Annotated in this window: 15 protein-coding genes; 11 read left to right on the top strand and 4 right to left on the bottom strand. The window is 42.5% G+C overall.

Annotated features, from left to right (window positions below):
- The first annotated feature begins 4 nt into the window (after positions 1–4).
- From BN3283_RS13450 to BN3283_RS13425, 6 genes are all read left to right on the top strand, one after another.
- Positions 5–1738: a hypothetical protein gene (locus BN3283_RS13450; RefSeq protein ID WP_059026987.1), complete on the top strand. Its 1734-nt coding sequence runs from the start codon at positions 5–7 to the stop codon at positions 1736–1738.
- 134 nt (positions 1739–1872) lie between these two features.
- Positions 1873–5301: an isoleucine--tRNA ligase gene (ileS, locus tag BN3283_RS13445; RefSeq protein WP_059026985.1), complete on the top strand. Its 3429-nt coding sequence runs from the start codon at positions 1873–1875 to the stop codon at positions 5299–5301.
- 94 nt (positions 5302–5395) lie between these two features.
- Positions 5396–5776 (top strand): TraR/DksA family transcriptional regulator, encoded by a 381-nt coding sequence (locus BN3283_RS13440; protein WP_041503329.1) that lies wholly within the window; start codon positions 5396–5398, stop codon positions 5774–5776.
- Positions 5777–5870: 94 nt separating this feature from the next.
- Positions 5871–6479, top strand: a complete 609-nt coding sequence (locus BN3283_RS13435) for a lipoprotein signal peptidase (protein ID WP_041503328.1) — start codon at positions 5871–5873, stop codon at positions 6477–6479.
- A gap of 199 nt (positions 6480–6678) precedes the next feature.
- Positions 6679–9051, top strand: a complete 2373-nt coding sequence (gene topA, locus BN3283_RS13430; RefSeq protein WP_041503327.1) for a type I DNA topoisomerase — start codon at positions 6679–6681, stop codon at positions 9049–9051.
- A 113-nt stretch (positions 9052–9164) separates the two neighbouring features.
- Positions 9165–11297, top strand: coding sequence for a peptidylprolyl isomerase (locus BN3283_RS13425; RefSeq protein WP_059026983.1), 2133 nt, complete (start codon positions 9165–9167; stop codon positions 11295–11297).
- A 108-nt stretch (positions 11298–11405) separates the two neighbouring features.
- Here the strand turns inward: BN3283_RS13425 and BN3283_RS13420 are convergent, their stop codons facing one another.
- Complete coding sequence (locus BN3283_RS13420) at positions 11406–13091, bottom strand: phosphoethanolamine transferase (protein WP_059026981.1); 1686 nt, start codon at positions 13089–13091, stop codon at positions 11406–11408.
- Between the two features lie 102 nt (positions 13092–13193).
- On the opposite strand from BN3283_RS13420, the gene BN3283_RS13415 reads away from it, so the two are divergent.
- From BN3283_RS13415 to BN3283_RS13395, 5 genes are all read left to right on the top strand, one after another.
- Positions 13194–14480: a glycosyltransferase gene (locus BN3283_RS13415; RefSeq protein ID WP_286137678.1), complete on the top strand. Its 1287-nt coding sequence runs from the start codon at positions 13194–13196 to the stop codon at positions 14478–14480.
- A gap of 25 nt (positions 14481–14505) precedes the next feature.
- Positions 14506–15486: a D-glucuronyl C5-epimerase family protein gene (locus tag BN3283_RS13410; protein WP_059026977.1), complete on the top strand. Its 981-nt coding sequence runs from the start codon at positions 14506–14508 to the stop codon at positions 15484–15486.
- A 116-nt stretch (positions 15487–15602) separates the two neighbouring features.
- Positions 15603–17531: an asparagine synthase (glutamine-hydrolyzing) gene (gene asnB, locus BN3283_RS13405; protein WP_059026975.1), complete on the top strand. Its 1929-nt coding sequence runs from the start codon at positions 15603–15605 to the stop codon at positions 17529–17531.
- A gap of 25 nt (positions 17532–17556) precedes the next feature.
- Entirely contained in the window at positions 17557–18606 is a 1050-nt protein-coding gene (locus BN3283_RS13400; protein ID WP_059026973.1) for a glycosyltransferase family 2 protein, read from the top strand.
- Between the two features lie 3 nt (positions 18607–18609).
- The gene (locus BN3283_RS13395) at positions 18610–19809 is read left to right on the top strand and encodes a glycosyltransferase (RefSeq protein WP_041503321.1); all 1200 of its coding nucleotides are present in this window, start codon (positions 18610–18612) and stop codon (positions 19807–19809) included.
- Here BN3283_RS13395 and BN3283_RS13390 read toward each other — a convergent pair.
- The 3 genes from BN3283_RS13390 to BN3283_RS13380 are packed head-to-tail and all read right to left on the bottom strand — an operon-like array spanning position 19776 to position 23256.
- Positions 19776–20885: a glycosyltransferase family 4 protein gene (locus tag BN3283_RS13390; RefSeq protein ID WP_059026971.1), complete on the bottom strand. Its 1110-nt coding sequence runs from the start codon at positions 20883–20885 to the stop codon at positions 19776–19778. The genes BN3283_RS13395 and BN3283_RS13390 overlap by 34 nt on opposite strands.
- On the bottom strand, positions 20882–21766 hold the full coding sequence (locus BN3283_RS13385) for a glycosyltransferase family 2 protein (RefSeq protein WP_070807481.1): 885 nt from the start codon (positions 21764–21766) through the stop codon (positions 20882–20884). The genes BN3283_RS13390 and BN3283_RS13385 overlap by 4 nt, the downstream gene beginning before the upstream one ends.
- A complete protein-coding gene (locus BN3283_RS13380) occupies positions 21763–23256 on the bottom strand; it encodes a lipopolysaccharide biosynthesis protein (protein ID WP_059026969.1) in 1494 nt (497 codons plus the stop codon). Before BN3283_RS13380 ends, BN3283_RS13385 begins: the two co-directional genes overlap by 4 nt.
- Positions 23257–23276 lie beyond the last annotated feature (20 nt).

The raw sequence follows: 23276 nt of genomic DNA, 5'->3' as shown, positions 1-23276 counted from the left end.
CATCATGACAAGTGTTCTCAACAAAATCAATACAAAAGTACAGACTTATCTATGCATCTGCCTGATCGGTATCGTTTTTGCTTTTAATTACGGAAAAATTTTCGATTACAAACCGGACCTAAACGGAGATAACGTCTATTACTACGCCTTGGGGAAAGCACTTGCCGAAGGAAAAGGATATACCAACATTATGGGTTTTGAAGAAAGTCCGCATACCCACTTCCCTCCCGGTTATCCGTTGTTCACGGCTACCGTGTTATCCGTTTTTCACTCTTATGTTTCTTTAAAGATGGCTAACGGAGTTCTCTTTTTCTTCGCCATTTTATTCCTATTTCTATTCATACGGAAAATATCCGACTCCATCCTTCTGGCATTGGGAACCTGCTTACTTTGCTGTATGCAACCCGAACTCCTACGCTATTCGACCATCGTCATGAGCGAAATGCTATTTACCAGCCTGTCGATAGCCGCCCTGTACCTGCTCAGTTTGGTTCATACCGATAATCTCTTCGGAGGAGAAAGGCCCAAATCCCAAATCCTGTTATTTATCCTGCTGATCGTATGTTTGAACTATATCTATTTTGTCAGAACGATGGGAGCTTCTATCATTCTGGCATTCATGATCTATTTCACGATTATTTGCATTCAACGCACCATTACCTATATCCGCGAAAAACGACAAGACGAAAATCCCTATCTGACAAAAACAAACAAACGACGCGTAATAAGCAACGTATTGATTCTTCTTATTTTAGTCGGGTCTTTCTCTTGTTCCAAAATCGGATGGGACATACGCAACCGAAGTCACGGGGTCGTACATAGCGATTACCTCAATGATTTCAGGAAAAAGCCCAAAGGTGAACAGATGACGACATTCTCCGATTGGGCCACCAGGATTCAAAACAACATAACCAGTTATTCCGTGAAATGGATTCCTTCCGCCATCTGGCCATTTGATTACGACCGTCAAACAACGAACTCCATGGGATGGGTCCGGGGTTTTTGTGTCATCGCTTTAATTATTTTCGGATTAAGCCGATTGAAAAAATACAGGTTACTATTATCCCTCTATTTAGGAATTACCATGGCGGTTCTACTTTTCTGGCCGGAACAGTATGCCGGACACCGTTATATGATCGGAATCATCCCTTTATTGATTTTTCTTTTTCTCAACGGATGTATCTCTTTTGTCGCCTATCTTTTATCATCCTACCCTAATTTCAAGTACAAATACAGGGAATTCATCCCGACAGGAGCACTCGTCCTGTTCATCGTATTTTTTATGTTTCCAAAATATTCTCAAGCATTGGAAACACAACGGAAACTGGCTACCTTTAAAGTCTGGAACGAACGGATTGCCCCGGAAGCCTTCATCGAATACGTATATGCCATTCAATGGTGTAAAAAGAACTTACCGGAAGAGGCTCGTATTGCTTGTCGGAAACCGGAACTCTTCTATCTGTTTTCATCCGGAAGAAAAGCGGTTTCCTTCCCTCAGTACGGAAAACCCGAAGTTATTTTCAATAACTTTAAAAAAGAGGGCATCACTCACGTGATTATAGACAGATGGTTCCGTCACGGCTATGTCACGATCTATCCACTTGCGGCAAAATATTACCCGGAATACTTCCGACCGATCGTTCAATTCGGGAAAAATACGGATAAGCAATTACCCACATTATTATTCGAATTTCAACCGGAAGGAGTAGCTCCCGTTGACGAAAACGCTCAAAAATAGAAGAATAGTATTCTATCAAATCCCATTTTTATACAAGAAAGAGAGAAAAGTCTGTTTTTCTTTCCTAAGAAAATGATATATTTGCAACTTGATTTTTCAGATGCGAACAATAACTATAAAAATCAGTGACCAAAATGGACAAAAAATTCCATGAATATAAAAGTTTGGATCTCTCCCGGATCAATCAGGAAGTACTGAAGGAGTGGGAAGAAAACAAAACATTTGAGGAAAGTCTGAAAACCCGCGAAGGAAATCCCTCTTTCGTTTTTTACGAAGGGCCTCCTTCCGCCAACGGCATGCCTGGCATTCACCATGTAATGGCGAGAACGATCAAGGATGTAGTCTGCCGTTACAAAACCTTACAGGGCTTTTACGTGGAGCGTAAAGCCGGATGGGATACCCACGGTTTACCCGTCGAATTGGGCGTCGAGAAAAAGCTCGGCATCACTAAAGAAAACATCGGCAAAACGATCTCCGTGGCAGACTATAACAAAGCTTGCCGGGAAGACGTGATGAAATATACCCGCGAATGGGAAGATTTGACCCAAAAGATGGGGTACTGGGTAGATATGCACAACCCGTATATCACCTATGATAACCGCTATATCGAAACTTTATGGTATCTATTGAAGCAATTGTATGAAAAAGGATTGCTCTATAAAGGATACACGATCCAGCCCTACTCTCCGGCCGCTGGAACAGGGTTAAGCACGCATGAATTAAATCAGCCCGGTTGTTACCGCGACGTTAAGGATACCACCTGTGTCGCCCAGTTTAAGGTCGTTCGCGATGCGAAATCCGAAAAACTATTCGCTCATAGTGATCAGGTCTATTTCCTTGCCTGGACGACAACTCCATGGACATTACCTTCAAACACGGCCTTGGCTGTCGGACCAAATATAACTTATCTTGAAATAAAAACATACAACCCGTATACTTTCCAGCCGATCACGGTCATAATAGCCGAAGAGCGGTTCAACAGCTTTTTTAATAAAAAAGCGGAATCTATCGCTTTGGAAGAGTATAAAGAAGGTGACAAATTAATTCCTTACCGAATCGTAAACCGATTTAAGGGACCGGATTTGGAAGGAATACGTTACGAACAATTAATACCGTGGATGAAGCCGTTAGGAGACGCTTTCCGGGTTATTCTGGGGGATTACGTGACGACCGAAGACGGCACGGGGATAGTACATATCGCCCCTACTTTCGGTGCCGATGACGACCGGGTAGCTAAAATTTCCGGCATCTCTCCAATGTTGCTCATAGACAAAGAGGGAAACAGACAACCCATGGTAGACAAACAGGGGAAACTTTTTCTCCTTGACGAAATAGATCCTGACTTTATCAAAAATAACATTGATGTTACATCATACAGCAATTACGCCGGACGTTTTGTAAAAAATGCCTATGATCCCAATCTTTCGGAAGACGATACCACATTAGACATCGATCTATCCGTCATGCTCAAACGGGAGAACAAAGCATTTAAAGTTGAAAAGCACGAGCATAATTATCCGCACTGCTGGCGTACGGATAAACCGGTACTCTACTATCCTTTGGATTCATGGTTTATCAAAACGACAGCTGTAAAAGAACGGATGATCGAATTGAATAAAACCATCAATTGGAAACCCGCCAGCACAGGAGAAGGAAGATTCGGGAAATGGTTGGAGAACCTCGTAGACTGGAATTTATCCAGATCTCGTTATTGGGGAACTCCCCTTCCCATATGGATTAGCGAAGACGGAACAGAGCAGATATGCATCGGCTCCGTGAAAGAGTTAATAGAGGAGATCGAACGCGCTATCCAAGCCGGTTTTATGAAAGAAAATCCATTTAAGGATTTTATTCCCGGTGATTACTCCGATGCTAATTACGATAAAATTGATCTTCATCGTCCTTACGTAGATGAGATTATACTGGTTTCTCCGACAGGACAACGAATGTTCCGGGAAAAAGACCTGATCGACGTCTGGTTTGATTCCGGAGCCATGCCTTATGCCCAATTGCATTACCCTTTTGAAAATCGGGAGGCCATCGATAACCGCTATCGGTTTCCGGCAGATTTTATTGCCGAAGGGGTAGATCAAACGCGGGGCTGGTTTTTCACATTACATGCCATTGCCACGATGGTATTTGACTCCGTGGCCTTTAAGAATATCATTTCAAACGGACTGGTACTGGATGCCAAGGGCAACAAGATGTCCAAACGTTTGGGCAACGCAGTCGACCCGTTCGCAACCATTGAAAAACAGGGATCAGATGCTTTACGTTGGTATATGATCACCAACTCCCAGCCGTGGGATAATCTGAAATTCGATATTACCGGAGTAGAGGAAGTGAAACGGAAATTCTTCGGGACTTTATACAACACGTACAGCTTTTTTGCCTTGTACGCCAACATTGATGAATTCACTTACGCGGAAACGGATATAGATCTTAACGAACGTCCCGAAATCGATCGCTGGATTTTATCTCTATTGAACACGTTAATCCAGGAGGTGACGGAGGCATACGAGAAATACGAGCCGACGCGAGCCGGACGGGCCATACAGGATTTTGTGATTGAAAATCTTTCCAATTGGTATGTCCGTTTATCCCGGAAACGCTATTGGGGAGGCGATTATACGAAAGATAAGATTTCCGCTTACCAGACGCTTTATACCTGTCTCGAAACGGTAGCCTTGCTGTCGGCCCCGATAGCTCCATTTTACATGGACCGTCTTTTTGCCGATCTGAATCAAGCTACAGGCCGTTATCAAACGAACGTACATTTGGCAACCTTCCCGATCGCTGATCCGAGTATGATCGACAAACAACTGGAAGAGCGAATGGAGATGGCACAGCAAATTTCCTCCATGGTCTTGGGTTTAAGAAGAAAAGTCCAAATCCGGGTAAGACAACCGTTAGGTAAATTATTGATTCCCATCTTAAATGGAGAGATGACAACCCAGCTGGAGGCCGTAAAAAATATCATACTCTCGGAAGTGAACGTAAAAGAGATCGAATACATCACGGATACGGCCGGTATCTTAATCAAGAAAATCAAACCGAATTTTAAAACCCTGGGACCGAAATACGGGAAGTACATGAAACAAATTTCGGCTTTAGTAGGGGCCATGACACAAAGTGACATCTACAATTTCGAAAAACAGGGCTCTTTTTCTTTACAAGTGGGAGAAACAGCCGTTGAATTAACATTGGAAGATGTAGAAATTCTTTCAGAAGATATTCCGGGATGGTTAGTAGCCAACGAGGGTCGTCTGACTGTTGCTTTGGACGTAAATCTGACGCAAGAGCTGAAGGAAGAGGGAATTGCCCGCGAACTGATCAACCGGATTCAAAACCTCCGGAAAGACAGTAATTTTAATGTAACAGACAAAATCGACTTGCAAATCGGGAAACACGAACAAATCAACGATGCCGTATTGCATTTCAAAGATTATATTTCCAGTCAGGTACTGGCAGAAAACATAACATTAACGGAATCAGCCGGAGAAGACGTTCAGGCAATCGAAATTGACGATATCCGTACATTCATAAAAATTCAACGGATGTAACCTCTCGCTCGTAAATAGAGTAAAAGTGGATATTTTACCGCAATGGAGAGCCATCAGGGAATTTTTTATTAACTTAGACAAAAACTTTATTACTATGTCAGAAAAGACAAGATATTCGGATGAAGAGTTACAGGAATTTAAAGAATTAATTCTCGAGAAACTCGAAAAGGCTAAAAAAGATTACGACGTTCTAAAGGCCGTAATCTCTGGCAGCGATGGAAACGATATAGCCGATACCTCTCCGACCTTCAAGGTTTTGGAAGAAGGGGCCTCCGTACTCTCCAAGGAGGAAGCCGGGCGTTTAGCTCAAAGACAAGCAAAATTTATTGCTCATCTGGAGGCTGCATTGGTACGCATAGAAAATAAAACTTACGGTATCTGCCGGGTAACAGGAAAGTTGATTTCAAAGGAAAGATTACGCGCTGTTCCTCATGCGACACTTAGTATGGATGCGAAAATGGGACAAGACTCCTAAGCACACCGGAAATTCATATTGAAAAATAAAAAGTGAAGGGACCTGGTTTCTTCACTTGGTTTTTTCAATTTCAATATCAAATTCAAATGAAAAAATGACAAGTCAGAAGAAATTAATACTGTTTATTATCCTATTGCTGATCATCGATCAAGTTGTCAAAATCTGGGTTAAAACACATATGCAGCTCGGTGACTCGTTCAACGTTTTCGGAAACTGGTTCAAGATTCTTTTCGTCGAGAACAATGGGATGGCTTTCGGAATGGAGTTGGGAGGAGGTAAATGGGGAAAAACCGTATTAAGTATCTTTCGTATCGTTGCCGTAATCGGTATCGGTTGGTATATTCGTCATCTAATGAAACAAAAAGCCCCTCAAGGGGTCGTTTTTTCTTTTGCTTTGATCTTTTGCGGAGCCATAGGCAACATCATCGACAGCATGTTTTACGGTATGATCTTTAATGAAAGTTTTTCCCAAGTGGCAACCCTTTTCCCGAGCGAAGGAGGCTACTCCTCTTTCCTGCACGGACGAGTGGTAGACATGTTGTACTTCCCTCTGTATCGCGGTTGGTTACCCGAGTGGATTCCCTTCTGGGGCAACACCTATTTTGAATTTTTCCGCCCGGTTTTCAATCTGGCCGATTCTTACATTACGATCGGCGTACTTATATTAATTATTTTTTACCGCAAATTTTTCTCGACGAAATAAGAAACGGCTTGAATAAAACCGGTTAAAACAGAGCGTTAAGATCAGGCATTCAATCTCTTCAGGGGATTTTCACGGAAAATATTCATTTTCATTTTTCAACTTTCAATTGTTTTACGTAAGTTTGCAGCCTAAATTCAGAGTGAACCGCTTGAGAAAGCGATAATTCTGTGCCTCAAGGCCAGAGATAAAGGAATCATCTATGATTGAAAATTTAGTAATAGTGGAGTCTCCGGCGAAAGCCAAGACCATCGAACGTTTTTTAGGAAATAATTATATAGTAAAATCCAGTTTCGGCCACATTCGAGATTTGGAAAAAAAAGATTTAGGTATCGATATTGAAAACAATTTTCAGCCTAAATACGAGATATCCGCAGACAAAAAAGCTATTGTTAAAGAATTAAAGCAATTAGCAAAAGAAGCCAAAACTGTATGGTTAGCTTCCGATGAGGACCGGGAAGGAGAAGCCATCGCCTGGCATTTGTTTGAAGTATTAGATCTAAAAAGCGAAAACACGAAACGCATCGTTTTTCATGAGATTACCAAAGATGCCATTTTACATGCTATCGAAAATCCAAGAAACATAGATAAAAACTTAGTCGATGCTCAACAAGCTCGTCGGGTATTGGATCGGCTTGTGGGGTTCGAAGTTTCCCCCGTACTTTGGAAAAAGGTTAAACCTTCGCTCTCTGCCGGACGCGTTCAATCCGTCGCCGTAAAACTTATCGTGGAGAGAGAACGAGAAATCAATCATTTTACCGAACAAAAATACTATAAGGTTTCCGGACAGTTTAACACGAAAGACTCCGAAGGTAAACAGATTTCTCTAAAAGCCGAATTATCCGAACGTTTTTCAACGGAAGAAACTACCCTTCGATTTTTAGAAGCTTGTAAATCTTCTGATTTTACCGTAGGAGAAGTAGAAACCAAACCGACAACCCGGAAACCGGCTCCTCCTTTTACAACCTCCACCCTGCAACAGGAGGCTTCCCGGAAATTAGGTTTTTCCGTTTCACAAACGATGGCCGTCGCTCAAAAATTATACGAACACGGACATATCACCTATATGAGAACAGATTCCGTGAATCTTTCCCAATTGGCTATTCATTCAGCTAAAAGCGTCATTATAAGCTCTCTGGGCGAAAAATATTCAAAGCCCAGAAATTACGCGACAAAAACCAAAGGCGCACAAGAGGCACATGAAGCCATCCGGCCGACTTACATTGACAAAGAAGAAATTGACGGAGATCGTAACGAACAGCAACTCTATACTCTGATTCGCAAACGCATGCTGGCTTCCCAAATGGCAGATGCCGAATTGGAAAAAACGACCATCCCCATTCATATCTCTTCGCTCCCGCAAATCTTTACTGCAACGGGAGAAGTCATTCAATTCGACGGATTTTTAAAAGTATACATGGAGTCGCAAGATGACGAGAAAGAAGACGAGAAAAACGATTTGCTTCCGCCGCTTCACAAAGGAGACCGCTTAGAAAGAACAAAAATAGAAGCCATAGAACAATACACGATGCACCCGCCCCGTTATACGGAAGCCAGCCTCGTTAAAAAGATGGAAACTCTGGGAATCGGACGTCCTTCCACTTATGCCCCGACTATTACGACTATCCAAAACCGGGGTTATATCATTAAAGAGAGCAGGGAAGGTATCGAACGTCAAATTCAAAACTTCGAATTAAAAGGTAACGACATAAAGAAGCATACGTTAACCCGTCTTTTCGGTAGCGAAAAGAAAAAATTATTTCCTTCGGATATCGGGATGGTTGTCACCGACTTCCTATCCAATTATTTTACCAACATCATGGACTACAATTTCACGGCTAAAGCAGAGGAGGCACTTGACCATATTGCAGAGGGAGAAGTGGGATGGCAATCTATGATCGGGACATTTTACACACCTTTCCACACGAACGTGGAAAAGACATTGAAAGAATCGGAGCGTAATACCGGAGCCCGTACGCTCGGGACAGATCCTCAAACAGGAGAAAACGTATCGGTTCGTATCGGCCGCTTCGGGCCGGTGGCACAAATCGGAGAGGGTGAACATGTGCGTTATGCCAGTCTATTAAAAGGGCAGCTCATGGAGACCATTACGTTAGAAGAAGCATTAGCTCTTTTCAAATTTCCGAGAATACTCGGCACCTATGAAGAGAAACCCGTTTCCGTTGCCATGGGTCGTTTTGGTCCTTACATCAAACATGACCAACTATTCGTATCTCTGAAAAAGAGTATTGACGATCCCGGAACCATCACGTTGGATACAGCCATCGAACGCATTAACGAGAAAAGAGAGGTTGAAAAAAATCGGCAAATCAACGTGTTTGAAAACGGAGTACAGATTTTAAACGGCCGCTTCGGACCCTATATCGCTTACAACAAAATCAATTACAAAATACCCAAAGGGAAAGACGCAGCTCTACTGACGCAGGAGGAGTGTATGGAAATCATCGAAAAGAGCGGAGATTCCAAAAAGAAGACAACAAAAAAAGCAACGACGAAAACTAATAGTAAAGCAGCGTCAAAAACACCTAAAAAATCAACAAAAAAGAAGGAATAGCAATAGACGAGCGACAACATAAAATTTATTTGCAAAAAAGCGATCCATTTTATATATTCGTACGCTCGAAAAAATAGATTAATCGTGTGTAAAAACATTAAAATTTAATATAAATGGCAACGTTACAAAAAATTAGAAATCGCGGTGGAATACTTGTTAGTATCGTGATTGGTTTAGCCCTCGTGGCTTTCATTGTTGGAGATGCTTTAAGCTCTGGTGCCAGCATTATGAATCGCTCCAGAAACAAGGTAGGAGAAATAGCGGGAGAATCCATCAGCATTCAGGAATACCAGCAAAAAATCACTAAAAATGAGGAAATGGTAAAATCCATGAATGGCATTTCCGCCTTATCGGAAGACCAACAACAGATGATCCGTGAAAATACGTGGCAACAGATTGTTACCAACGCCATCATGGAAAAAGAATATGAAAATATCGGGATGGGCCTGAGCGGAGACGAACTATACGACCTTCTTCTCGGAGACAATATGAACCCGGCCGTCCAACAATTATTTGCAGATCCTCAAACAGGACAGGTAGATAAAGATCGGGCTCGCTTGGTTATCAAACAATTGATCGAAGCTCCGGCGGGTACTCCACAAAAAGCCTACTGGTTGAATATGGAAGAGCAGATAGCAACCGCCAGAAAACAAAGTAAATACAATATATTATTAACAAGAGGGTTATACGTTACAGACGCTTTTGCTAAAAACTTTTTGGAGAATGCGGCAACGACGGTCGATATCAGCTACATTTTGAAAAGCTACAATACCATCAGTGATTCTTCCATAACCGTTACTTCCAACGAAATCAAAGATTATTACAACTCGCATCAATACCTGTTCCAAGTACCGGAAAGCAGACGAATCGCGTATGTCAGCTTCGATATTACCGCCTCGCCTGAAGACATCAAAGAGACAGAAGAGTGGGTAAACTCATTAAAAGACGAATTTGCTTCGGCTCCAAACGTTATTGAATTCGCCACTCTCTCTTCCGAAAAAAGATTTCCGACCGCTTACCTGAAAAAAGGAGAGCTCGGATACAGTGAATTGGATGATTTTATCTTTGTCGAAAAAAACAACGGCGTATTCGGTCCTTATCTAAAAGATCAAGCCTATAACATCGCACGGGTAGCCGATCGCAGAATGTTACCGGATTCGGTTAAAGCCCGTCATATCCTGATCGTACCGGAGAACGGAAGATCTGTTCAGGCAGCTGAGAAATTAGCAGATAGCTTAGCCGGAGCTTTACGTAAAGGAGCCGATTTCGAAGCTATTGCCAAACGCTACTCGGCAGATCAAAATTCCGCCATCAATGGTGGGGATTTGGGATGGTTCACCCAAAATGCCATGATCCAACCGTTTAGTGATACCGTGTTCTTTGCCAATAAAAACGAAATCAAAACAGTTAAAACACAATATGGTTACCATATCGTACAAGTAACCGACAGATCAAAACCGGAAGAAAAGGTATTAGTAGGAATTATAAGCAAAGAAATCACTCCGTCTCAGCAGACCATCAATAACATCTATAACGATGCCCGCGTATTCGTTAATAATGTAACCACGATAACAGACTTCGAAACTGCCGTTACCGATCACAAACAAACAAAAAGGATTGCCAATCTGGGTAAAAACGATAAAACAATCCCGGGTATGGATAATGCCAGAGAGATTATCCGCGAGGCTTATCTAACGGATAAAACCGGTAACGTATTGCTGACAAAAGAAAAATCACCGATCTTCGAAAGTGGCAATAAGTTTACGGTAGCCGTTTTGACAGAGATACAAAAAGAAGGCATCGCCCCGCTGAATAGCGTTGCAAGCCTCATTAAAAGAGAGTTGATTCGCCAAAAGAAAGGTGAAATCATCGCTAAAGAATTGGAAAAAGACATGAGCGGAAGCCAAAGCTTACTCTCCATAGCCCAAAAAGCTAAAGCCGAAGTAGTAGACGCAAACGATGTTAACTTCAATTCCGTTCAATTACCGGGAGCCGGAATCGAACCCAAGGTCATTGCCGAAGCTGTAGCTATGAACGAGGGGGAAATATCCAAACCGATCATCGGCAATCAGGGGGTCTATATTGTCACGGTTAATACAAAACATGTAAACGAAGTGACTCCTGAACAGATTGCTCAGGCTAAAGCAAGTATGTTACAAACTAATTTCTATCGGGTAAATTATCAATTACTTCCTTCATTAGTGAAAAAGGCTGGAGTTGTTGATTCAAGATACAAATTCTATTAGTAACCCAAACAAACAAACTTAAAGTGAAAAAAACTGCCTGAAACCAGGCAGTTTTTTTTATAGCATGTCTCTCGGAAGATCTTGAATCGGCCAACCATTCACCCGGAACTACTCTCTTACCGCTTTTAACCTATCATAATCAATCCGACTGACTATTCGCTTCCTTTTTATATTAAAAGCCGGATTAACTACGCTTCTGGTACTATCGAAATCCGTGGTCCCGATATTCGCCAAATCCAAAATCGTATGAATCAAATCATCTGTCATATAAGGTCTTTTAACCGAAGCGGCGATCTGTCCTACTTTTTGAGATTCCATCTCCTTATAAAGGGGAGAACACCAAATCAAAAAAGGAATCTCAACCATATATCTGCTCGGATCAGTCTCTGTATGCCCCGAAAAATCCCGACGTTCAAATAACTCTTCTCCATGATCGGAAAGGTAAACGATCACCGCTTTTCTCTCCCTGAAACGCTCTAATATTTCGTAAACGACATGGTCATTATAAAGAATCGTGTTCAAATAGGACGCCAATACCTCTTTCTTTTCTTCTTCTTCTAACCAAGTCACATCGTCGGCTTTAAACCGGGCATACTCTTCCGGATAACGATGCCGATAATTACCATGAGACCCCATCAGGTGGATAACCCAAAAATTCCGATTCGGGTTTTTCTGCAATTGATCGTCTATAATAGGCAGCAGCTCTTCGTCAAAATCCCCGTAACAATGTTCAAAGGAACTCCTGGTATGATTAAAAATAGTCACATCGCTACGCTTAGCTATCACCGCAGGCAAATTTCCATAAGCACCAAAAGATTCCTGATTGGATATCCATATGGTTTCATACCCTGCTTTTTTCATTACATCGACCAACAGATTATATTTATTCCATGCTTTAACAGATTCGTAATGATAGAAAGAAAACAAAGACTGAATACATAAAATCGTTGAGACATAAGGACTGATCACGTCCCGGTACAAATAAATCTCACCCCGTTCCTTCAATTCTCGCAACAAAGGTGTCGTCGGATATATAGAATCATAAACTCCCATGTATTTTCTTCCTAAAGATTCTCCTAAAATAAGAACGATATCTTCTATATCGGGTTCGTTTCGGGTAATTACCGGATTACTACTTACCTGTTTCATTAAACTGTTACAAACCTTCATCTCGTCACGTACCATTCGCTGAGAAACCCATAAACGCTGAATCGGAACCATTGTCTTAAACAACGGGGTCTTGTTCTGACGATATATCATCGCCAGAATGCCCGCCAATAAAAGTAATGCAACGAATTTACCTATCCGGGAAAGAGAACGGGAAGAGATGCTTTTCAAAGAAAACGTCGATATCCAACAGGCCATGACAAGAACAATACTCCCACCAGCCAGCCACTTCACACCCCCATACATTTGAAAAAACTCGTTCGCCTCTTCCGGGTTCGTGGCTAATAACGGTAAAACGATTGAAGGAACAAATCCACTTTTATAATAATAAAGCGTAAAGCACTCGCACACGAACAATAGGCCGGATAAAAAAATTACGACACCCGTATATACTCTCTTTAACCAAACAGAAGAGACGAATTCCCGAAAAGCACCCAATAGATAACAAACAAGAAAGGCATTGATAAATCCATGCACCCATTTGGTATATATGGATATTCCTATCTCCCGTTCCGCATTCATCCAAGCCCCTGTAGAAAAATTAAACAACAGAAGTACTACTATAAAATAGAAATTACGAACAAAAATTCCCCCTATTGGTTTCCACGCAAAACCGAATCTTTTCATTATTTCTCATTTTTCAAATCTCTATTGCCGTCTTATCTTCTCTCCAATTCACTCTGTTTCCGAAAAAACACTATTTTTGTAAAAAAGTTAATGCAGATCCTCATGACGCAACAGCATACAAAAATAAAAAAAGTATTGGTAATTACTTACTATTGGCCTCCCGCGGGAGGGCCCGGCGTTCAACGCTGGCTGAAATTTGCAAAATATCTGCCGACTTCGGAAGTCATACCCGTCATCTTAACTGTTGATCCGCACAAAGCAGAATACCCCATACAAGACCCTACTTTACAGAAAGATGTTGATCCTAACATATTGGTATACAAGACAACGGCAAAAGGATTATATTCATTATACAAAAAAATCACACGCGCTAAAACAGCTCCTTACAGCGGTTTTGTCAACGAGGGGAAACCGCGTTTTAGACAAAAAGTAGCCCGCTTTATCAGAGGAAATTTTTTTTTACCCGACGCCCGAAAGGGGTGGAATAAATATGCCTATGCTAAAGCCGTAGAGCTGATCGAAAAATACAACATCCAAACGGTCATCACAACCGGTCCCCCGATGTCCACCCACCTGATCGGCCTGAAATTAAAGAAAAACAAAAACATAAAATGGATAGCCGACTTCAGGGATCCATGGACAGATATCTACTACTATCATGACCTATACCCCACCCGTATAGCACAAGCCATTGACAAGGCTTACGAAAGGGAGGTATTAGAAAAAAGCGATATTGTATTAACCGCCAATTTCATCAAAGAGAAACTCGTCTGTAAAAGCTCTAAAATCATTCCCGAAAAGATACACGTATTAACCAACGGCTTTGACGAAGAAGATTTTAAAACAGAGGGAGCCAATAAAAAAGAGGAGTTCACGATTACTTATGCCGGAACATTGGCTTCCTCTTATCCAGTTCAACCCTTTATCGATGCCGTTGCGGAACTCTATCCGGAAAAAAAAATCGTTTTACAATTCGTAGGTAAAGTAAGTGAAGAACACAAGGCATACATTACTTCAAAAAAGAATATAAAAGCCGTATTTACCGGATTTATACCCCACGAAAGAGCCGTAAGAGAGTTGATCGAATCACAACTTCTATTATTAATCTTCCATCATACGAATCAAAACGAGGGACATATGCCGGGAAAACTGTTTGAATACCTGGCGGCCCGAACGCCGATTCTCTGTATAGAAGATAGGGAGAGTATGGCGGGCAAGATCATCCGGGATTGTCGTTCCGGAATAACCCTCTCTTTCCATGATAAAGAAGGTATCAAAAAATTCATATCGACGGCATACACACAACCGGAATTCCAAGGAGACTCGGAAAAAATCTCTCGATATTCAAGACAAACATTAACCGCCCGACTAAGCCAATTCATTGATTAATATGCAACTAAAGAAAATTACATTCATGTTTCGCAAATTCCTTCGGGACCTGAACGGTAACAAACACCTGAAGATAAACCAAGAGAATACTACCCCTTTGTTGTCCGGTTACTATTTCAAATTCGAAGAGAATCTCTCCAGACTGAATCGGCTCATTCACTCGTTCGATGAAAAAGGAGTACCCATCAATACCAGTTATATCGATGTCGAAAAACGACAACTGCATTATTACCCGATTACCATCGGACAATACGGATTAGCCGTCTTCCACTCGTGGCTTTCGACCCGGCAAGAAGTGAAGAAACAACTGTTCCTGAATATTGCCGATTGGTTTCAAACTCACGCCGTAACGGACAACGACCTCGGTACCTATTGGCTGACCGAGGTTCCCAAACCGGAATTTCAAGTATTCAAACCCTGGAAATCGGCTTTTGCCCAAAGCCGGGGCATCTCCATCCTCCTGAGAGCATGGCAAATCACCGGAGAAGAAAAATACCTCGCAACCGCCTCCAAAGCATTGATACCTTTCACGAAAGATATTTCAGAGGGAGGCGTGGCGGTAGACCGGAATATACAAGAGACATTTTATGAAGAGTACGTGGCGGCCCGTCCTACCCGGGTACTGGACGGGCACGGCTTTTCATTGTTCGGTTTATACGACTTCGTCCGGGCGACGGGCGACGGGCGGTTGGCGGAATACAACCGTTTAGCTCTTCGCCTTTTTAACGAGGGAGTAGAGGGATTAATTCGTCAACTTCCCTCGTTTGACATGGGATTTTGGTTGCGTTTCAATCGTTGCGAAGTACCCGGTTATCCGAAAGACGACCCCTGCACCATCAGTTATCTTCGCTTAGTCCTTTTGCAAATAGAAGTGCTCTACCGGATCACGAAACGAGAAGAGCTGTTGGAATACCGGAAAAAATTCGAAAAATACGACGCTCTCTTTCCTATTTTGAAGATGTACCGGTTTAAATTCAGAGCCCTGAAAAAATTAAACCGACTCTAATTTTAGTATCCGCCAATATTTACCGCAAAAGGGATGAACAATTTGTACAAGCTCCCGAAAAATAGTAACTTTGTAAACGAAGATCATAACATCGTTTTATCGGAATAAGGGTAATTATGTGCGGGATAGCCGGGATATTTGAAAAAGAAAAAGACAATCGGCCGTTGATGTCGAAAATGTTGGACGCAATCGCCCATAGAGGTCCGGATGCCAAATCCATCTATACCCATCAAAATTTCACCTTAGGTCATCGCCGTCTCTCCATCATCGATTTATGCACGGGAGATCAACCCGTGTTTAACGAAGATCAGTCCGTTTGCGTTATCTTCAACGGAGAGATATATAATTTCGAAGAGCTAAAGGAGGAACTGCAAACCAAAGGACACCGATTTCGTACCCATACAGATACCGAGGTGCTGGTACACCTTTACGAAGAGTACGGGACAAATTTTTTTAACCGGTTAAACGGAATATTCGCTTTCGCGTTATTAGACAAGAACCGCGACCGGCTCCTTCTCGCCAGGGATCATTTCGGAGTAAAGCCCCTTCATTATTACCTGAAGGACGGAATCCTATTATTCGGATCGGAACAAAAATCCATCATCCTCCACCCGAAATACGAACGGGAACTCAATCTAAAGGCACTGCATATTCATTTGAATCTAAGATATACCCAAGGAAACGAAACATTGTTCAAAGGGATAAAACGGCTTCCGGCTGCCCATTTCGCCTTATTCGAAAACGGACTTTTTACGGTCAGGCGATATTGGGAGATGCCCGTGGGCACAGACCGCTCCATCACGGAAAAAGAGGCCAAAGAGAGAATCAATGTTTTGATCAAAGCCGCCGTAAAGCGACAGCTGATCAGCGACGTCCCGGTGGGAGTCTACTTGTCCGGAGGATTGGATTCTTCCGCAATCGTACAAAAAATGCACGAATTGGGAGTCGCGGAGATAAACACGTTTACCCTCGGCTTCAACGAACCCACAGATGAATTTCCGGATGCTCAACAGATAGCGGATTACTTCCACACGAAACACCATACCCTGAGCCTCTCGATGAACCCCATGCAACAGATGCCCAAAGTCATCTGGCATGCCGAAGAGCCCAAGATCAATTTGTTACAAGGTTACAATATGTCCGCTTTCGTACATCCGAAAGTAAAAGTAATTTTAGGAGGACTGGGAGGCGACGAACTCTTTGCCGGATACGATATTCATAAATTCATCTATCCGTTCAATCGCTGGCATCATTATACCCCGTACTGGATGCAACGTCTGTTACGCTGGAAATCTGACTTTATCTTTAAGCTCCAAAATAATTCTCATGCTCTGCGTTACGACGAATACCGGCGAGGAGTGCAAATGTTGCTTGCCATCGGAAACATAGAACGTTTCTACCTGATTATTCGAAATGTTTGGGATTACGATACTCCATTTTATAAAAACATATATAACGAATCGTTTCTGAAGCAACGACGCATGGAGAGTATTCGGGTTCACAGGGAGTTCGACAGCCTATTTCACCGTGTCCGGCACGAAAAAGCCCTGGATCAGGTTCTTTATGCCGAATTTCAAACCAAAATGGTCAATGACTATCTATTGACCGACGACCGGATGTCCATGGCCCACTCGGTAGAAGAACGAGTTCCTTTACTCGACAAAGAGTTAGTTGAATTCGCTTTCCGATTGCCGGTGGAATTAAAAATAAAGAATAACCAGACAAAATATCTTTTCCGAAAAGCGTTAGAACCCTATCTGCCGCCCAAAATCATCACGAAGAAAAAATGGGGATTTACCGTTAACCCGTACCTCCAGTTCAAAAAAGATTTAAAGGAGACCGCGGAAAAGATATTGACCCAAAAATACATCGATCGACAAGGCATATTCAATTACGATTACATCAAACGCATATTGGACTATCCGGCCCATCCGAAACTCCGGTGGCACTACAATTACATCTGGATTTTAGTCGGATTAGCCATATGGGAAGATCAATTCATTCACCACAGAACGGACGACCGTATTGAATCTTATTATAAATAGAATAAAAAACGATATCAGGATAAGCATGGGAGAAAAAAACACCAGTACGACATATTCCATCATCATAGCCGTTTACAACCGGTTGGAGGAGGTCAAAGAACTGCTTGTCAGTGCCGAGGCCTTAGAAGGAGATCGCTCCCTTTTCGAACTTCTGTTCGTGGACGACGGTTCAAAAGACGGTTTTAAAGATTTCATCCGACACTATTCTTCTCCCAGCGGCCTGCAGATACGAGCTGTTTTCCAACAAAATCAAGGCCCTGGAGCAGCCCGCAATTTCGGCATGAGTCAAGCCAAAGGGGATTATTTCATTTTCGTAGACTCGGACTGCATGTTTCCCCCGCACTGGCTAACGGAAATCGAAAAAACACAACAAATACGCTCTTACGATGCTTTCGGCGGTCCGGACACCTGCCATCCCTCATTTTCCCCTTTGCTGAAAGCCATCAATTATTCGATGACCTCCTTCATCGGTACGGGAGGAACCCGCGGCAGCAAAAGACATATCGGAAGATTCTACCCCCGCAGTTTTAACATGGGCATATCCCGGATAATTTATGAAACGATCGGAGGCATGGGAGGTTTACGTCACGGACAGGACATGGATTACTCCATGAGAATATACAACGCAGGCTTTAAGGTGGGATTGATTCCCGGAGCTTACGTGTATCACAAACGGCGTACCAGTATCCCTAAATTCTTCCGACAGATCTTCAACTGGGGTGTCGCCCGGATTAACCTGACCCGAAGACATCCGCATACATTAAAAGCGGTACATCTACTACCGGCATTATTACTTTTGGGATTAATCCTTGTCGGGATACTTTCTTTTCTATTACCCGCCCATGCCCCTCTGATTTGGATCGTCATCGGGTGCGGATTCATCGGTATCTGCTTGTTTGCTTTCGTGCAATCCTATTGTAAATACAAAAGCGGCCAAACGGCTTTACTCTCTATACTGACACTGAATATTCAAGTATTCGCCTACGGGGCAGGATTGCTTTGGGGAGCATGGAATACCCTGAAAGGAAAAGAAGTAAAAGGTTTCTCCAAAAATTACTACGGTAAAAACAAATAACCCATGAAACGACTGTTATTTTTCACCCAGAGTTTTCCTTACAGTTACAAAGAACCTTTTATCGAAAACGAAATCGGTTACCTGTCAAAAGCTTTCGATGAGATCACGATTCTTCCCTGGATAGGCGAAGGGGAGATCACCCGAAAGGTTCCGGCCAACTGCAAGGTACTAAAACCCATGCTTAGAAACGACCGGGATACGATTCTGTCGGGAATCTTTTGCCGTGCCCCCTTTTTTTATTTCATCCGCCGATTCTTTTCGGATAAAGCTTATACCGGCCTAAGCAAAATTATAAAATACATTTCGGTATCTACCTTCTGTCGGGCCATCCTCTCTAATAAAGATTTTAAAAAAGTCAACGACGAATTTAAGAATGATACCGTTTATTTTTATTGGGGTATCGGTACGGCCTACGTACTCCCCTTCATTAAAAACAAGCGCAAAAAAATCGTCCGTTTCCACGGGGCCGACCTATACCTGGAAAGAAGAGCCAATCGATATATTCCATTCCGCAAAGAAGTTTACACTCACCTGACGCAAGCCGTCTATATCTCCAAACAAGGTTTGGAGTACGCCTCGGAACGATACGGAAGTTACCGTTTCAATGCCTGTTGCAGTTACCTGGGTACACTGGACCATGGGGTTAAAAAAAACTTCCCTCCAGATGGTATCATCCGTCTCCTGAGCTGCTCCAACGTGATTCCCGTCAAACGGGTAGCTTTAATTTTAGAAACCTTACAAACCATCCGCGATCAAAAAATCGAATGGACCCACATCGGAGACGGTAACCTATGGGAGGAATTAAAAGAGAAAAGTCTGCTTCTTCCCGATAACATAAAGGTAAACTTTACCGGCAGGCGGAGTAACAAACAAGTCATCGAATACTATCAATCACAACCGATCGACATCTTTATCAATGTCAGTTCCAGCGAGGGATTACCCGTGGCGATTATGGAAGCGATCTCTTTCGACATTCCGATTATCGCGACAAATGTAGGAGGGACAAGTGAAATCGTCACACCGGAAACCGGTATTCTGATCGCTCCCGATTCTTCTCCCGAATTGATCGCTGCCCGAATCCGGGAACTATACAAAGTCAAAGAGACTCTCCATCCCCGTAAATTATGGCTGGAAAAATTCTCCGCGGAGAAGAACTATCCCGATTTCATTCAACACGTTTTATTGCCAACGCCTGATAAATGAGTATACAGCCTGTTCAAGGCCTCCATATGCTTTTCTATCCCGTATTTTTCTTTAATATAGAAGGCCGCTTTCCGCGCTTTCTCTCTATATTTTTCGGGATGAGCATAAAAATCTAAAAAAGAGGATAGCAATTGTTCCACCTCTTTTGTTTTATACATCACGGCCAACCGGCCCTCTTCCGTCACCTCCCGCATCACCTCCCAATCGTTCACAAAAACAGGAATACCGGCAGCGATCGCTTCTATAACCGCAATACCGAAAGAATCATGTTCCGTAGAATAGATAAAAGCATCCCATTGGGTCAAAAGAGAGGGTACATCCGATCTTGTTCCCAAAAAACATACCTCATCCTGTAAACCCGCAGTCTCACAGAAACGAACACATTCGTCATACAAGCGAGGGTAACGGGAATCTTTCCTGCCGACAAATAAAAATCGAAATGGGATACCCGCTTTTTTCAATAAAACCAGAAATCGGCAAATGGTTATCTGATCTCTTCCGGGAACAAAATTACCGACGCTCCCCATCAGCAATCCGGGCGATTCAAAAGACTCTCCTTTCTCCCGTTGTTCGAATTTGGCGAAATCGATCCCGTTGTAAACGACCCGGCTCCGGTTCCGGGGGAAACGATACTTTTTCTCGTAATAGGACTTTTGTACCTCACTCACGAAAATATTCAAATCCGCATGCCGGATCATCCATTTCATAAAAAAACGCCCCTTTGCCGTCTGATGATAATCATAACCATGAAACGTTTGAACGATCTTTATCCCGCACCCCCTCGTTGCCAACCAGGCGTAACAAGCCTCTAACGAATGCTGGGCATGAACGATATTTACTTTTTCCCTGCAGAGCAATTTCCTCAAACGAAAAACGTAAGATAAGTCCATTCCTTTCCGGGGTGTCATCTTAAACATGGGAACCCCCGTGGCTTTAAATAGATCCGAAATAACTCCCTCTTCCCGATAAATACATATGATTTGATAAGAAGTCAGGTCTGCTCGGGATAAAATATCCAATAAAAGAGTCTCCATGCCTCCCCGATTCAATGCTCCAAGGAAATAAGCCACTTTCATACTTTCTTATTTTTATATCTCCGCTTTAAAAATAAAAGATATCCCAATGGATAACAGCAGAAGGTCCTTACCTTATCCGATGAATCTTCCAGAAGACGCCTCTTTTTACCGGCCAAGGCATAGCTGACATAATTAATCGTATTCTTCCACCTCTCTTTAAAGGATTCGGCATACATCGCTTTTTGATCGCAGTATAAAGCATATCCTATCGGGTTATCTTTTCTTAATTTCGCTTGATTACGCGTATATCCATCTTCCAAATAATTGCACACGATGATAATCCGAGGCAAAACCAACAGTTGAAATTGCCGATCTATCTGATTATACACATAGGCCTCGGTAATAAACTTCTCCCCTTCAATTTCGGGAAATAAAAACGAACGAAGCACCTCCGTTCTGTATACCAAGGTCGAATCTCCCCGGAAACCGTTTTTATACAACTCTTTCAAGGTCGAATTACGTTCATAAGGAAACTTGCCGTCCGACAAAGTCTCTTCGGTATTTTTCCCCCGGTATCCCACGAGTCCGGCAATCGCCGCATCTCCCCCCTTCTCTTTCCAAAAAGATAAAATTTTCTCTATCCCGTCGTCTACCAAGTAATCATCCGAATCCACACATACGAACAATTCGGTCTCCGTACTTTTTACTCCCCGGTTATGAGCCCTCATCTTTCCGCCGTTTTCCTGATAAATATATCTTATGGAAATTTTTTCTTCCGATTGCCAGCTTTTTATAAGCTCTTCCGTTCCATCCTTCGAGCCGTCATCCACGACCAACCATTCGAAATTTTTATTACTCTGCCGGCATAAACTTTCGTAAAGGCGTCCCAATGTATAAGCCCGGTTATAGGTCGGGGTAAATACAGTTAATTCTTTCATCATCTTCTCCATTTTAGCCACTTAAAAATCAGATCATCCGCCAATTGATTTACCTCGACCGAAAGATGCAGGAAATAAGTGAGTACACTTCCCGCGATACACATAATGGAACTCCGGAAAATCCCATCCAACCAAGGGTTGTCCATATCCGGTAAAATGGCATTCAAACCGTATAACAACAAGAAGATACCTAACAACTTAAGTGTATTCCATGTATAGGGATTTCCTTTCACTTTTGCAAATACAAGCCATTGTTGAACGGTATGGGAAAGGATACAGGTCAGCAACGTCGCCACGGCAGCCCCGGTCATCCCCAATATGGGAATCAACCAACTGTTCGTAAGAATGGTAATAGCCGTAATAAAAAAGGTAAAATAAAGACCCCAATAATAGTATCTGGAAAAACTAATCAATGTATATCCAAAACCCAAAAACATCACGATCAAACGAGAAAGACCGATGAAAAAAACGACCCATTTACCAGCCCGATAATCCGCTCCGTTAGGAATAATATCGAATATATTGTCTATGTTTATCCATAAAAGCAGGAACAGAAATCCTCCGATCAACAATTGATGCAAAGATACTTTTTTATACAAGGCATTTGCCTTCTCGAAATCGCCGGCTCTCAAGGCTTCCGCCGCTACCGGGGAAGAAATGGCGGTGATCGAACGGGAAGGGATATCGATAATGGCAACCATATAAAAGGCGATGGTATAGATTCCACCGTAATTCAATCCCATCTCCGCACTTACCATAAAAAGATCCAATTTACTCGTGATACTTCCCCCGATAACCCCCACCATTAAAAAAGCGGTATACTTCAAAATATCTTTACGAAGATCTTTGTTTATAAAAGAGAAATCATGTTTTAAAGAGACGGAACCGATCCGGGAAGCATACCATAGATTTAAAAACATCGCAATACCATACACGGCAATGTAAGTAGCAACCAAACCGGTCATTCCCGTCACGTGAACGGCATACAAAATGTAAACCCCGATCAACAACAACCGGATCACTACTTCCCGTATCAATTTTGGGACAGCGATTCTCATCAGCAAATTGGAATACGTTTCGAATACTCCGAGGTAAACGATAAAAAACATCAAAGGAAACAACCAATTATAGTAATCCACGAAAAGAGCCGAGTTCTGCTCGAAATAAGCACATACAGGCTGCTTCAGCAACCAGGCCACAGGAATAAAAAGACAGCACCCGACTAAAGGCAAAGCGACAAGATAAAAAAAGAAACCGTTATTACGGCCGTCTTTACTTTTAAAAAAAGGGAAAAAACGAATAGCGGAAGAGGTCGTCCCCAACTGAACAAAGGTTCCTAATAACGTGGCAGCCTCAAATAATACCCGAGTTAAACCGATCTCCTCTGAAGTTAAAAAACGAGTCACGATAAACATCGTGGAAAGGAAACCGATAAAAGCCCCCACGTAATTCACAACAGTGCCCTTTATGCTTTGCCGGATAATAACCCCCATGAACCTTTGTACTTATAGAT

The sequence above is a fragment of the Gabonibacter massiliensis genome, from assembly GCA_001487125.1.
GTDB classification, from domain to species: Bacteria; Bacteroidota; Bacteroidia; order Bacteroidales; family Marinifilaceae; genus Gabonibacter; species Gabonibacter massiliensis.
Note: the sequence above shows the minus strand (reverse complement) of the source record. Positions and strands in the feature narration are given on the sequence as shown.